Annotated in this window: 11 protein-coding genes; 3 read left to right on the forward strand and 8 right to left on the reverse strand. The window is 71.3% G+C overall.

Annotated features, from left to right (window positions below; translation table 11 throughout):
• Positions 1 to 23: 23 nt before the first annotated feature.
• The 5 genes from H629_RS0111385 to H629_RS0111405 are packed head-to-tail and all read right to left on the reverse strand — an operon-like array spanning position 24 to position 6,111.
• Positions 24 to 866: a MurR/RpiR family transcriptional regulator gene (locus tag H629_RS0111385; RefSeq protein WP_024357381.1), complete on the reverse strand. Its 843-nt coding sequence runs from the start codon at positions 864 to 866 to the stop codon at positions 24 to 26.
• 14 nt (positions 867 to 880) lie between these two features.
• Entirely contained in the window at positions 881 to 2,200 is a 1,320-nt protein-coding gene (locus H629_RS0111390; protein WP_024357382.1) for an aspartate aminotransferase family protein, read from the reverse strand.
• Positions 2,197 to 3,465 carry a M20 metallopeptidase family protein gene (locus H629_RS0111395; RefSeq protein ID WP_084705410.1) on the reverse strand — a complete coding sequence of 423 codons (1,269 nt, stop codon included), beginning with the start codon at positions 3,463 to 3,465 and terminating at the stop codon, positions 2,197 to 2,199. Before H629_RS0111395 ends, H629_RS0111390 begins: the two co-directional genes overlap by 4 nt.
• Complete coding sequence (locus H629_RS0111400) at positions 3,462 to 4,643, reverse strand: amidohydrolase family protein (protein ID WP_024357384.1); 1,182 nt, start codon at positions 4,641 to 4,643, stop codon at positions 3,462 to 3,464. Before H629_RS0111400 ends, H629_RS0111395 begins: the two co-directional genes overlap by 4 nt.
• A gap of 22 nt (positions 4,644 to 4,665) precedes the next feature.
• A complete protein-coding gene (locus H629_RS0111405) occupies positions 4,666 to 6,111 on the reverse strand; it encodes an APC family permease (RefSeq protein ID WP_051137892.1) in 1,446 nt (481 codons plus the stop codon).
• 231 nt (positions 6,112 to 6,342) lie between these two features.
• Here H629_RS0111405 and H629_RS0111410 point away from each other — a divergent pair, with 231 nt between their 5' ends.
• The 3 genes from H629_RS0111410 (at position 6,343) to H629_RS0111420 (ending at position 9,204) form a co-directional block, all read left to right on the forward strand.
• Entirely contained in the window at positions 6,343 to 7,860 is a 1,518-nt protein-coding gene (locus H629_RS0111410; RefSeq protein ID WP_076624015.1) for an aminotransferase class I/II-fold pyridoxal phosphate-dependent enzyme, read from the forward strand.
• A gap of 58 nt (positions 7,861 to 7,918) precedes the next feature.
• Positions 7,919 to 8,347 (forward strand): DUF6941 family protein, encoded by a 429-nt coding sequence (locus H629_RS0111415; RefSeq protein ID WP_024357387.1) that lies wholly within the window; start codon positions 7,919 to 7,921, stop codon positions 8,345 to 8,347.
• Between the two features lie 92 nt (positions 8,348 to 8,439).
• Positions 8,440 to 9,204, forward strand: coding sequence for an HAD-IIB family hydrolase (locus H629_RS0111420; RefSeq protein WP_024357388.1), 765 nt, complete (start codon positions 8,440 to 8,442; stop codon positions 9,202 to 9,204).
• A 429-nt stretch (positions 9,205 to 9,633) separates the two neighbouring features.
• Here the strand turns inward: H629_RS0111420 and H629_RS0111425 are convergent, their stop codons facing one another.
• The 3 genes from H629_RS0111425 to H629_RS0111435 all read right to left on the reverse strand — a co-directional run bounded on the left by H629_RS0111425 (position 9,634) and on the right by H629_RS0111435 (position 14,240).
• Complete coding sequence (locus H629_RS0111425; RefSeq protein WP_024357389.1) at positions 9,634 to 11,136, reverse strand: malate:quinone oxidoreductase; 1,503 nt, start codon at positions 11,134 to 11,136, stop codon at positions 9,634 to 9,636.
• A gap of 29 nt (positions 11,137 to 11,165) precedes the next feature.
• A complete protein-coding gene (gene radA / locus H629_RS0111430) occupies positions 11,166 to 12,488 on the reverse strand; it encodes a DNA repair protein RadA (protein ID WP_024357390.1) in 1,323 nt (440 codons plus the stop codon).
• Positions 12,489 to 12,569: 81 nt separating this feature from the next.
• Entirely contained in the window at positions 12,570 to 14,240 is a 1,671-nt protein-coding gene (locus H629_RS0111435) for a helicase HerA-like domain-containing protein (protein WP_024357391.1), read from the reverse strand.
• Positions 14,241 to 14,356: the final 116 nt, after the last annotated feature.

Raw genomic sequence — 14,356 nt, forward strand, 5'->3', positions numbered from 1 at the left:
ATGCTTCGGGGCCGGCTGCCCGGCTACTCCCAGGCGTCGAAGGCCTGGATCCGCCCGAGAGGTTCGGCGCCGAGCTCGGCGACGACTCCAGCGATGACGGTCTCGACGAGCGCGAGCGCCGGCACGAGCGAGTCGAACGGGCTCGGCGCCTCGACCACGCTCGACAGCAGGCAGTCGGCGTGCTTGGCGGCCGGCGACAGCCAGGGGTCGGTGAACAGCACGGTGCTGACCCGGTTCGTCTTGGCACGGGCGACGAACGACACCGTCGCATCCTGATAGCGGCGGTAGTCGAACGCCACCAGCACATCTCGCGGGCCGAAGTCGAGCAGCGCGAGCGACTTGTCCGATTCGGTGTGGCCGACGAAGCGCACCTCGGGCCTGAGCATCCGCAGGTGGATCGTCAGATACTCGGCCAGCAGGCCGCTGTATCGGCCACCCACCGTCCAGATGCGGCGCTTCGGGTCGGCCAGCAGCTGCACCACCCGGTCGAACTCCGACCCCGGCGCCGCATCGAGGCTCGCCGCGATCCCGTCGCTGAAGACGCGTTTGGCCTCTCCGAGCACCCGGTGCCCGTCGCTGGCGTCGCCGCGCCGGGAGGCGTACTGGTCGATCGGAGAGGTCGTGCGCTGCGCGATCTCCTGCCGCAGCAGTTCCTGCATCCGGGGGTACGACGGGATTCCGATCTTCGCGAGCATGCGGAACACCGTCGGCGTGCTCACACTCGCCCGCTCGGCCAGCTTCGTCACCGACTCGAGGCCGGCGACCGGGTAGTCGGCGATCAACGCCCGTGCGACCTTCTTCTCGGACGGGCTCATCGCATCGAGCGAGATCTTCAACGTCTCGGCGAGGGTGCGTGATTCCTGCATTTCCGGGTCCTCTCCTACCAGCCCCGGTACGGGGCGATGTCGGCGTCGGAGACGACGCCCGAGCGCACATCGATGATGGCCGCGTCGAGCAGGTCCACGGCCCGCAGCGCCTCCTCGGCGGTCAGCGTGAGCGGCGGGGTCAGTTCGACCACGTTGTCCCGTACGAGGTAGCAGATCGCGCCGAGCTGCCACATCCGGTAGATCACCCGCTTCGCGAAGTCGGCGTCGGCGTCCTCACGTTCCTGGGCGCCCGGCTCGGCGCGCAGCTCGATCCCGAGGCTGAGACCGCGGCCCCGTACCTCGTGGATCTCGGGGGTGCGCTCGGCGAGCTCCGCGATGAGCGTCCGCAGCTGGATGCCGCGCTCCTCGGCCGCCTCCACGAGGTGCTCCGCCGCGATGGTCTCGAGCACGGCTCGTCCGCTCGCCGCGGCGATCGCGTTGCCCGCCGTCGTGAGCAGCGCGCTCGCGGGGGCAGCATCCAGCACCTCGGCCGGGCCGACGACGGCCGAAAGCGGCAACCCGCCGCCGAGCGCCTTGCCGAAGGTGACCAGATCCGGCACGACCCCGTCGTGCTGGAAGCCGTGCATGCGCCCGGTGCGGGCGAGGCCGACCTTGACCTCGTCGCAGATGAGCAGAGCCCCGGCGGCCCGGGCGCGGTGCGCGAGACCGCGGAGGAAGCCGGGCGGCGGCACGAGCAGCCCCCCGTCGGACTGGTGCGACTCCACGATGATCGCGGCGACGTCGCCGCCCGCGAGTTCGGCGTCGAGCGCGGCGAAGACGTGCGCGAGCGCCGCCGCGTCCGCCGCGGGGTCGCCCGTCTCGACCGGATAGTCGAGCAGGGCGCTCGCGGGGTCGGCCGGCACTCCGCCGTCGACGAAGACACCGCTCACCGCCTGCGCCGCGCCGGAGCCGCCGTGGTACCCGCCGCGGAAGGCGACGATCCGTGGTCGGCCGGTGGCCGCCCGAGCGGCGGCGAGCGCCGAGTTGTTCGCGTCGGTGCCGGCGTGGCCGAGCAGCACCCGCCGGTCGCCGTCGCCGGGGGTGCGTTCGAGCAGCAGCTCGCCGAGCTCCACCGCGAACGGGTTCGTGGCGGAGAGCACGCTCGCTCCGGCGCCTGTCGCGGCGGCGTCCCCGATCGCTGCGATGACGCGGGGGTGGGCGTGGCCGACGCTGTTCGCGCCCCACGCCGCGGAGAGATCGAGCAGGCGGCGTCCGGTGTCGTCGATGACCTCGCTCCCCCGCCCCGAGACGACGCTCGCGGGGAAGAAGCGCAGCTTCTGATTGCCGGCGATGACCCGAGCATCGCGATCGAGCAGTGCGGGCGCGGCGCTCATGACCCGGCTCCGGGGGCTCCGGGGGCGGCTGCTGCGGTCGCATCGACGGCTGCGGCCGCATGGGCCGTCTGCGCGATCCTCGCGTCGAGGAGGTCGCAGGCTCCGAGGTAGCCCGAGACGAGGGCGAGCGTGACGCGGCGCACCGCATCCTCGTCCGGCAGGAAGTTCGCACTGTGGAGGCTCGGCTGCGGCACCGCCCCGGTGGTCTCCACGCCGACGAAGGCCATCAGCCCCGGCAGCTCCTCCGAGAAGAACGAGAAGTCGTCGGCCCCGCACGACCGCATCGGCTCGCTCGTCTCGAGCCCCAGGCTGCGCAGCCGCTCGTCGACGAGATCGACGAGCTCGGCGTCGTTCTCCAGCACGGGCTCGCCGAGCGTGATCTCGACCTCGGCGGTCACCCCGTGCGCGGCGGCCATGCCGGCAGCGTAGCTGCGGATCGCGGTGTGCGCGTTCTCGCGGTCGCTGCGATCCATGGTGCGCAGGGTGCCCGCGAAGGAGCCGGAGTGAGGGATCACGTTCGCGATCCGTCCGGCCGAGATCCGGCCCACGGTGAACACTGCGGGCCGCATCGGCGAGATGGTGCGGCGCAGCACCTCGGTGAGGCCGATCACCATCTGGGAGAGCACGGGAATCGGGTTCTGGGCCTCGTGCGGGTACGCGCCGTGGCCGCCGTGACCGCGCACGGTGACGGTGATCTCGTCGGCGGCGGCGTTCGTGGGGCCCTTGCCCGTCGCCACCGCTCCGACCGGGATGCGCGGGTGCACATGCGCGGCGAGCACCACTTCGACGCGGTGCCGGGCGAGCGCGCCGGAGCGGACGATGTCGAGCGCGCCTGACGGGTACGCCTCCTCCCGCGGCTGGAGGAACGGCACGAAGGCGTACGGCAGGCCCATCTCGGCTTCCACCTCGGCAGCGGCCCCGGCGAGCGCGAGCAGCGCCGCCTGGTGCACGTCGTGCCCGCAGGCGTGCATCACGCCGGTCGTGGAGGCGAACGGCGCGCCCGTCGCCTCAGCCACCGGCAGGGCGTCGAGCTCGGCGCGGACGGCGACGGACGGCCCGCCGTGCGGGCCGATCCGCCCGATCCGCCCGGTTTCGGCGACCGTATCCATCGGCGTGGGCATGCGTTCGGCGATCCAGGCCGCCGTGCCGTGCTCGGCGCCGGAGACCTCCGCCATGCCGTGCAGTTCCTCGCGGTCGCGCACTGCCGCGGGGATGCGGGCGAGAGCGGCCTCGGTGAGCCTCGCCGCGAGGACTGCGTGGTTCATGCGGGAACCCCCGTCGCTCCGCACCAGGCGGGCTCGTCGGCCAGCCCGTACGCTCTGATCGCGTTCTCGCCGCTGATCTTGCGGATCAGGCGCTCGCCGTCGGCGGCGCTCCACTCGTCGGCGCGGATCCACTCGTCGATCGTCGCCCGCAGGCCACGACGGAAGAGATGGGCGCCGAGGTGGTAGAGCTCCGGCAAGCCCCACGCATCGGACGAGAAGAGCGCCTTGTCGAAGGGGGTGAGCTCGAGCGATTCGGCGATCACCTGCGGCGAGCGCGCTCCGACGTAGTTGATCGCGAGGCCGACGTCGCAGAAGACGTGCGGGAAGACGTGCGCGAGGTAGCCGGCCTGTCGGTGGAAGGGGTAGCAGTGCAGCAGCAGCACCCGGGCGCCCGACTCGCGAGTGCGTCGCAACCACTCGGTCAGCAGCAGCGGATCGCAGCGGTGCAGGTCGACGTCCGGGTCGCCGAATCCGATGTGGAACTGGATCGCCTGGCGCTCCTCGACCGCGCACCAGATGCCGAAGCGGATGAGCACGGGATCGGTGATCCGCACCGGTGCGCCCGCCTCGATCTCGGCGAGCCAGCGTTCGGCGGCGCGGATCACCTCGGCGTCGTCGGGTCGCTCAGGGTCGAAGTCGAGGCCGATCCGGTACGCCGCGATCGATTTCACCCCGACCGCGAGGCGGAGCTGCTCGCGCAGCTCCGCGCGGAACCGGTCCGGGTAGGCCGCGGCCGCGGGACCGGTCTCGATGATCTGCTCGGCGACGCGCTCCAGCCGCACTACGGCATCGGCGGCCGCGCCGGCGCGAACCGCCATGCCGGCGGGGTCGAGGATGTCGTCCCCGCGGTGCCCGGTCTCGATGAGGTAGCGGTCGATGCCGGCGGCGCGCAGCAGGCGCTCGTTGACGAGCTCGGGCGCGAGCTCGGCGCGGCGCTCCAGGTAGCGCTCGGCGCTGACATGCGGTTCGAGATCGAGCACTGGGGCGCACCAGCGGCGGATCGCGACGCCCAGCTGCGAGTCGAACACCGAGGTGCCGCTGGGCGCGGCCCAGTTGGACTCGGTGATCATGTCCTCGAACGCGGGCCGATCGAGCGTCTGCTCGACGACCCCGTGGCAGTGGTGGTCGATGAGCGGCGCACCGTCGAATGCCGATGCGTCGAGCGGGGTGGGCGTCATTCCAGTTCCTTCCGGATGCGGATCAGTCGAGGTCTTCGGCGGAGAGCCGACCGCCGATGCGCTCGGCGAGCTTCGGCATCGTGACGATGATGATGAGGCCGACGAGGCACCAGGCTCCCGCGATCCACGGGAAGTAGGTGTAGGGGGCCTGCTGCCCGATCACCTGCACAGCGTAGACGAACGCGAGGTAGACGAGCCCGAGCACGGGCATGACGACCTCCCACTTCGGGATTCGGGTGCGTCGGCGGAAGACGTAGACGATCACGCCGACCGAGGTCATGCCGTAGGCGACCACCATGCAGAGGGTGGCGATCGTCGCGTACCAGTAGTAGGCGTCGAAGGCGGTGCCGCCGAAGATCGAGATGCCGCCGGCGAGCAGGAGCGCGAGCACGATGGTGGTGAACACGGCGGCGGTGGGCACGCCGGTGCGGGGGTTCGCCACGCCGAGACGCTTCGGGCCGAAACCGTCTCGGGCGAGCGCGTAGATGAGCCTCGCGGCGGCAGCGGTAGAGCTCAGCACCGAGGCGAACGCCACGACGAACGCGATGAAGGCGATGAGCAGCGCGTACTCACGGCCGATGTAGAGGGTGGAGAGTTCGGTGAGCGTGGAGTTCGATCCGGCGAAGGCAGCGACGCCGGCCTCGCCGGTGCCGTAGCCGACGGTCTGGGCGAACATCATCACGAGGTAGAGGAGGCCGGCGACGACGATGGCGCCGAGCAGGGCCCGCGGGATCACGCGCCGCGGGTTCTCGGTCTCCTCGCCGAGCGAGGTGCCCGACTCGAACCCGGCCCACGACAGGAAGGCGAACACCGACGCGGTGAGGATCGCGGTGCCGCTGGCCTCGCCCGGCAGGAACGCGCTCCAGTCGATCGTGGCGCCCTCGACCGGTGCGTCGCCGGTGCCGACGCGCCAGAAGATGACGGCGGCGAGCACGAGCATCGCGAGCACGCCCAGCGAGCCGATGACGAAGAGCACCCGGGTCACGATCCGGGATTCTCTGACGTTGAGGACCACGACGAGCACCGCCACGACGAGCGCGACGATGATCCACGGCACACTGCGCAGGCCGCCGCCGAACTGCTCGGCCCAGGCCTCGAAGAACACGCCCGTGGCGCCGAGGATGCAGGCGGCGAAAAAGAGGTAGGTGCCGAGCAGCGCGAAGCCGCCGAAGAAGCCGGCGCGCGGCCCGATGGTCGCTCCGGCGAGGGCGTAGACGGATCCCGCGTGGGTGAAGTACCCGGTGAGCCTGATGAAGCCGTAGCCGACGAGCAGCGTGCCGATGAATGCGAGGGCGAAGGTGAACGGCACGGACTTGCCGACGAGCCCGGCGACGCCGATCCCGTTGAGCGCCATCGCCATCACCGGCCCCATGAATCCCACCGAGAGGGCGGTCACCTCCCAGATGCGCAGTTTGCGCTTGCCGCCGGTTGCGGCTTCCCGTACGGCCGGGGTCGTGGTCTCAGTCATCTGTGCGGACTCCTTCGTCTCTGCTGATCGGCGGTGCTCGCAAGATCCCGGTTCGAGTTCCCGGTGGATCGCCGCCGAGCTGTGGATCGCCGCCGAATTGAAATGTACACGAAGGTACGTATTTTGCAAAGCGGAATCATTTTGTACAATTTCAAACAAGTCACGCGGTGCCGGCCCCGGCACCGCACCCGATCATCGGCGTGCGATCCGCGCCGCGCGAAGGAGCGAACCATGACCGACGACGCCCCCGCCGCGAGCCGCGCGCCGCAGACCGCAGCCCCCTATGCCGACGCGCTGCTCGCCCAATCGCGGCGCGACACCGTCAACCTCATGGTCCCCGGCCACGGCGCCACCCCCGACGGCCTCTCCGCCGACCTCGCGCGATTCTGCGGCGAGCACGCCCTCGCCATGGACATCCCCCCGCTGATCGACGGCATCGACGTCGGCCCCGACTCCCCCTTCGAGGAGGCCACCCGACTGGCGGCGGAAGCCTGGGGAGCCCGCCGCACCTGGTTCCTCGCCAACGGGGCATCCCAGGCCAACCGGATGGCGACCCTCGCCGTCGCCGGGCTGCACACCGGCGACACCGTGATCGCCCAGCGCAGCGCGCACTCCAGCTTCACCGACGGGGTGATCCTCGGCGACCTGCTGCCCCGCTTCGTGACGCCGAGCATCGACGGCGCCCGCGGCATCAACCACGGCGTCGACCCGCACGCGCTCGACGAAGCTCTCACCCGGGCCGCGCGGGACGGCGCCGCCGTCTCGGCCGTGTACGTCATCTCGCCCAGCTACTTCGGCGCCGTCGCCGACGTCGCCGCACTGGCCGAGGTCGCGCACCGGCACGGGGCGCCTCTCGTCGTCGACGGCGCCTGGGGATCCCACTTCGGCTTCCACCCCGGGCTGCCCGAATCACCCACCCGCCTCGGCGCAGACCTCGTCGTGTCGAGCACCCACAAGCTCGGCGGCAGCCTCACCCAGTCGGCGATGCTCCACCTCGGAGAGGGCCCCTTCGCAGACGCGCTCGAACCCCTGCTCGACCGGACCTACATGCTCACGCAGACCACCAGCGCGAGCGCGCTGCTGCTCGGCTCGCTCGATATCGCCCGCCGCGCCCTGGTGCAGGGGCGCGAACCGATCGGCGAGACCCTCGCCACCGTCGAGGAACTGCGCCAGACGCTGCGCACCGACGGCCGCTACCCCATCATCTCGGACGGGTTCTCGGCGTTCCCCGACATCGTCGCCCACGATCCGCTGCGCGTCTCCATCGATGTCACCGCAACCGGCCTGAGCGGGCACCGCATCCGCGAGATCCTCGCCGGCGAGCACGGCGTGCACCTCGAGATCTCGACCGCGCACGCGATCGTCGCCTTCATCGGCCCGGGCAAGCGGCCCGACCTCGCACGCTTCGCACGCGCGCTCTTCACCATCGCCGACCGCGCCGAGCCCGCAGGGGCCGAGAGCACCCTCGTCTTCCCGCCCCTTCCCCAGCCCGGCCCGATGACCATCCGCCCCCGAACCGCCTACTTCTCGCCCCACGAGATCGTGCCCGCCGCCGAAGCCGTCGGGCGCATCTCGGCCGACTCGCTCGCCGCATACCCGCCGGGAATCCCCAACGTCATCCCCGGCGAACGCATCACCGCCGAGACCGTGGCGTTCCTGCAGACGGTCGCTGCGTCGCCGATCGGCTACGTGCGCGGCTCGCTCGACCCCGCCCTCGCCCGGTTCCGGGTCGTCGCCCGAGAGCCCTGATCCCGACATCCGCCCAGCCCGCCGTGCCAGAGTGGAACCCACGATCCGAGGAGGACACATGCGAGTGGCGGCGGCATTCCTGGCCGATGCGGCCAACGTGCGCGAAGGCACGCTGAGCGTACTGTCGGGGTTCATCAACACGATCAACCGGGAGAGCTACCCCGCCCCGCTCGGCGCCACGCTCGTCGTGGTGGTCGAGTACGACGAGAGCGAAGCCCGCCGCGGCGATCCCGAGCGCTCCTTCCGCGCCCGCTGCGAACCGGCCGTCGGGGGCGCCGAGGTCTTCAGCCTCGAAGGCACCTTCAGCCTCGGGGGCGGCAACGACGCCTCCGGATACATCCCGATGGTCTTCCCGCTGAACGACGCGCAGGTGCCGATGCCCGGCAGCTACCGCATCGTCTTCGAGGGCACGGGCCTCGAACGGGTCGACGTGCGCTTCTACGCCAACGCCACCGAGATGCCGCCGCTCGACGAGTCGGAGCCCTGAGCCGCGGCTGAGGCTGCTTCGCGGCTACTGCTTCGCGGCTCCGTGAGCGGGTGCGGATCGGCCCAACGCCCGCCTCATGGAAGGATTGGGGCATGACCGAGTTGCCCCGCCTCATCGCCTTCGACCTCGACGACACCCTGGCCCCTTCGAAGTCGCCCGTCGATCCCCGCATGCTCGCGGTGTTCGCCCGGCTGCTCGACCGCACCACCGTCGCCGTCATCTCGGGCGGCAACTTCGAGCAGTTCGAAGCCCAGCTGGTGGACCGCCTCGACGCCTTCGCCGGCGTCGACGAGGCCGCCCTCAAGCGGCTGCACCTGCTGCCCACCTGCGGCACCCGCTACGAGCGCCGTGAGGACGGTCGCTGGGCGACGATCTACCGCGAGAACCTCTCGCCCGAGGAACGCGACGCCGCGCTCTCGGTGCTGCGCGAGGAAGCCGAACGGCTCGGGCTGTGGGAGGCCGAACCCTGGGGCGAGATCCTCGAGGATCGCGGATCCCAGGTCACCTTCTCGGCGCTCGGCCAGCGCGCCCCCGTCGAGGTGAAGCAGGCGTGGGACCCGGACGGCGCGAAGAAGAACGCGCTGCGCGCCGCCGTGGCGGATCGCCTGCCCGGCCTCGAGGTGCGCAGCGGCGGGTCCACCTCGGTCGACATCACGAGGCGCGGCATCGACAAGGCCTACGGTATGCGCAAGCTCGAGGCCCACACCGGTATCCCGCTCGACGCGATGCTGTTCGTGGGCGACCGACTCGATCCCGACGGCAACGACTACCCGGTGAAGGCCCTCGGCGTGGCGTGCCGGGAGGTCGAGGGCTGGGAGGACACCGCCGACTTCCTCGAAGCGCTGCTCGCCGGCTGAGCCTGCCGTGCTGCGCGCCGCCGCCTAGCAGACGGCCCGGACGGGTCCCGCGGCCTCGGCCGGCTTCTGCCTCTGTCCCCTCGCCCGACTGCTGCCTCCGTCCCCTCGCCCGGCTGCTGCCTCCGTCCCCTCGCCCGGCTGCTGCCTCCGTCCCCTCGCCCGGCTGCTGCCTCCGTCCCCTCTGAATCGGGGTCACTTTTGGCCGCGTGTCGGAGCGACACGCGGCCAAAAGTGACCCCGATTTCTGAAACGCAACACGGCAGAGAGCAGCCGCGGCTGGCGTACGGCGGCTGATCGACGCCGGGACAGCGGCGGCGCGCCGCCGCGGGTCCGGCTTCTGCCGGATACGCCGGAGGGCGCCCTCTCGGACGCCCTCCGGCAGTTGGCGAGCGGAGGCCGCGACCGCGGCTCAGCTCTCGGGATCGACGATCAGGCCTCGACGGCCGGCTGCGCGGCCGGAACGAGCCCGAGCACCTCGGCGGTCTCGGCGAGCGTCGCGGCGGCCACCGCCGCATCGCCGTTGACGCCCTCGCCGAGCGCGGGGATCTGCTGCTTGAACGCGGCCTTCCAGCCGCCCTCGTACTGCTCCGGGAAGCAGCGCTGCAGCACGTCGATCATGGCGTGCACCGCGGTCGAGGCGCCGGGCGAGGCGCCCAGCAGGCCGGCGATCGACCCCTCGGCGCCCGTGATGACCTCGGTGCCGAACTGGAGGATGCCACCCTTCTGGGGATCCTTCTTCATAACCTGCACACGCTGACCGGCGGTGATCATCTGCCAGTCCTCGGTGCGGGCGGTGGGCATGTACTCGCGCAGGGTAGCCATCTGCTTCTCACGGCTGGCCAGCACCTCGCCGACGAGGTACTTCTCAAGCCCGAACTCGGTGAGGCCGACCTTGAGCATGGGGCCGAGGTTGTGGGCGCGCACCGACCCGGGCAGATCCCACCAGGAGCCCTTCTTGAGGAAGTTGGGGCTGAAGCCGGCGTACGGGCCGAAGAGCAGGCTCTCCTTGCCGTCGACGATGCGGGTGTCGAGGTGCGGCACCGACATGGGCGGAGCGCCCACAGCGGCCTTGCCGTACACCTTGGCGCGGTGCTGCTGCACGATCTCCGGCTTGTCGCACTTGAGGAACTTGCCGCTGATGGGGAAGCCGCCGAAGCCCTTGATCTCGGGAATGCCCGAGGTCTGCAGCAGCGGCAGCGCGCCGCCACCGGCGCCGACGAACACGAACTTGGCGTTCACGATGGTGCGGGCGTGGCCGGAGAGGTTCTCGACGTGCACGTTCCAGGTGCCGTCGGTCTGACGGTGCAGCTTGGTGACGCGCTGCTCCAGGTGCAGGTTCGCACCCTTCGAGACGAGATGGTCGATGAGCTGATGCGTGACCGCACCGAAGTCGACGTCGGTGCCGCTCTCAGAGCGGGTTGCCGCGAAGACCTCGTCCTTGGCGCGGCGATCGACGAGCAGCGGGGCCCACTCGGCGATCTTCTCGGGATCGTCGCTGAACTCCATGTCGGCGAACAGGGGCTCGCTCTGCAGCAGCTCGTGGCGGCGTCGTAGGTAGTCGACGTTCGCCTCGCCGCGCACGAAGGTCATATGCGGGGTGGCGTTGATGAACGAGGAGGGCTCGCCGAGCACACCCTGCTTCACGAGCGACGACCACCACTGCCGGGAGAGCTGGAACTGCTCGTTGATGTCGATCGCCTTCGCGGCCGACAGCGATCCGTCCTTGCCCTCGGGCATGTAGTTGAGCTCGCAGAGGGCCGCGTGCCCCGTGCCCGCGTTGTTCCAGGCGTTGCTGCTCTCGGTAGCCACCTGGGAGCGGGACTCGAAGATCTCGATCGACCAGTCGGGCTGCACCTGCTTGATGAGGGTGCCCAGGGTGGCGCTCATCACACCACCGCCGACGAGGACGACGTCTACCGTGTTCTTACTCACGATCGTCCAGTCTACCCTCCCTCCGCCCCCTAGAGACCCGCCCGCGATCGGGCGCCCTGCAGGGTCTCCGCGGCCGCGTCCACGACCCGGGTGTAGCCCAAGCGGGCCGCCTCACCGGCCCGCTGCGCCCCGGCCACGACCGGGCGCACCTCGCCGGCCAGGCTGATCTCGCCGAATGCTGCGAGATCGTGCGGCAGCGGGCGGTCGGTGATCGCCGACAGCACGGCGAGCGCGATCGCGAGGTCGGCCGCCGGCTCGGCGAGCTTCACCCCGCCCACCGTCGACACGTAGACGTCCTGGTCGTGCAGGCGCGCGCCGATGCGCCGTTCGAGCACGGCGAGGATCATCGCCACCCGCGATGGGTCGACGCCGCCGGTGACCCGCCGCGGATTGGGCGTGGCGCTCTTCGCGACGAGCGCCTGCACCTCGACAGGCAGCGCCCGGCGCCCCTCCATCGCGACGGTGGCGCAGGTGCCGCTCACTGGCGACGCGGATCGGCTGAGGAACAGCCCGCTGGGGTCGGGCACCTCGACGATGCCGCGATCCTGCATCTCGAAGCACCCGACCTCGTCGGTGGGGCCGAAGCGGTTCTTGAGCGTGCGCAGGAATCGCAGCGAGGTCTGCCGGTCGCCCTCGAAGTGGCAGACCACGTCGACGAGGTGCTCGAGCAGGCGCGGCCCGGCCACGGAGCCGTCTTTCGTGACGTGCCCCACCAGGATCACGGGGGTGCCCCGACCCTTCGCGGCGCGGATGAGTGCGCCCGCGACCTCGCGCACCTGGGCCGGACCGCCCGCCGCCCCGTCGACCTCACCGCTCGCGAGCGTCTGCACGGAGTCGACGATCACCAGCGCGGGATCGACCTGCTCGATGTGCCCGAGCACCGTGGCGAGGTCGGTCTCGCTCGCGAGGAACAGGGTGTCGTGCAGCGCGCCCGTACGCTCCGCCCGCATTCGGATCTGGCCGGCCGACTCCTCGCCGCTGGCGTAGAGCACCCGCGCACCGACCGAGGCGGCGCGGGCCGCGGCGTCGAGCAGCAGCGTCGACTTGCCCACGCCGGGCTCGCCGGAGAACAGGATCGCCGCGCCCGGCACGACTCCGCCGCCGAGCACGCGGTCCAGCTCGCCGATGCCGGTCTGCCGATGCCGCACCGCCTCCCCCGTGAGCTGGGTGATGGGCCGGGCCTCCCTCCCCGCCCCGGGAGCCACCGCGCGCGTGGTGCGGGCGAGCGAGGCGCCCGCGGCCGCGCGCTCTTCGACCGTGCCCCACTGCTGGCACTCACCGCAGCGGCCGACCCACTTCGAGGTCTGCCACCCGCATTCGGTGCACACGTACGCACTGCTCGTTCTCGCCATGCGGCGAGCCTAACGCCAGCCTCTGACATTCACGTTTCGGGACCGCCCGAGCCCGGAGGCGGAACCGCGGGCCAATGCCCCCTACTTCTTGAAGAGGTTGCGCAGCACCTGGTTCACGACGGTGCGCACGCCGGAGGTCACGACCGAGCCGACCCTGTCGACGGTCTTCTTCGTCGCCGCGGCCCGTTCGCGTTCGCGCCGCGCCTCCTCCTGCTCGGCTTTCCGCGCGGCGGCCGCGGCCGCGCGCTCGGCTTCGCGCTCCGCTTTCCGTTCGGCAGCGGCGGCGGCCTTCTCCTCAGCTTTCGCCTGCGCGGCGGCCTCCTTCTCGGCGGCGGCCCTCGCCTCCTCCTCGGCGCGGGCGGCTGCGGTCTCGTCGGCGCGCTCGGCGAGCACCTCGGTCGCCGAGCGCTCGTTCACGGCTTCGCCGTACTTCGCCTGCAGCGGCGACACCAGCACCGCGGCCTGCACGGTCGCGGCGGGGGCCGGGTCCATCGCCCCCTGCGGCGCGCGCAGACGCGTCCACGCGACCGGCGTCGGCGCGCCCTTCTCACCCATCACGGTGACGATCGCCTCGCCGGTGCCGAGCGACTGCAGCACCTCTGCGAGGTCGTAGCCCGAGTTCGGGTAGGTCGAGACGGTCGCTTTGAGCGCTTTCGCGTCGTCGGGGGTGTGGGCGCGAAGGGCGTGCTGCACGCGCGAGCCGAGCTGGGCGAGCACGTCGCCGGGGACGTCTTTCGGGGTCTGGGTCACGAAGAACACGCCCACGCCCTTCGAGCGGATCAGCCGCACAGTCTGGGTGATCTGCTGCAGGAACGCCTTCGATGCGTCGGCGAAGAGCAGGTGCGCTTCATCGAAGAAGAACACCAGTTCCGGCTTGTCGCGGTCGCCCACCTCGGGCAGCGTCTCGAAGAGCTCCGACAGCAGGAACATCAGGAACGTCGAGAAGAGCACCGGGCGGTCTTGCACGCCGGGCACTTCGAGCAGGTTCACGACGCCGCGCTCGATGCCGTCGGCGTCGGCGACGGTGCGCAGCAGATCGGCCGGGTCGAAGGCCGGCTCGCCGAAGAACACGTCGGCGCCCTCGGCGGCGAACGCGATGACGTTGCGCTGGATCACCCCCACGGTCTGCCGCGAGAGGCCGCCGATCTGCGCGATCTGCGCTTTGCCGTCGTCGCTCGTGAGGTACGCGAGCAGCGACTGCAGGTCGTCGAGCCCGATGAGCGGCAGCCCCTGCTCGCGGGCGTAGTAGAAGATGAGGCCGAGGCTCGATTCCTGGGTCTGGTTGAGCCCGAGCACCTTCGCGAGCATCACCGGGCCGAACTTTTCGATGGTGGTGCGGATCGGCACGCCGACCCCCAGCCCGCCGAGCGTGAAGAACTCGGTCGTCGAGGCGTGCGGCTGCCACTCCTGCCCGATGCCGGCGGTGCGGGCAAGCAGCTTCTCGTTCGGTTCGCCGGCGACGGCGATGCCGGAGAGGTCGCCCTTGATGTCGGCGGCGAAGACGGGCACGCCGTGCGCGGCGATCTGCTCGGCGAGCACCTGCAGGGTGCGGGTCTTACCGGTGCCGGTGGCGCCGGCGATGAGGCCGTGCCGGTTCAGCATGCCGAGCGGGATGGTGATCTGCGCGTCGGGGCGGGGGTCGCCGTTGACGAGCGCTCCGAGGTCGAGCATCGTGGGGCCGCCGTCAGATGCCGACGCGGGGTACCCGCTCCGCACCGCTTCGACCTGTTCCTCGGTCAGTGGTTCGCCCATGCGTTCGCTCCCTCGCGGTGTGTCACTCCTGTCGTCTCACAGGGTAGCCGAGGGGCTCGGTTCGCGGGTGGCGGCAGTGGCGGATCGCAGGCCTCGGGCGGCCACCGCATTCGGCT

Source organism: Leucobacter chironomi DSM 19883, assembly GCF_000421845.1.
Taxonomy (GTDB): domain Bacteria; phylum Actinomycetota; class Actinomycetes; order Actinomycetales; family Microbacteriaceae; genus Leucobacter; species Leucobacter chironomi.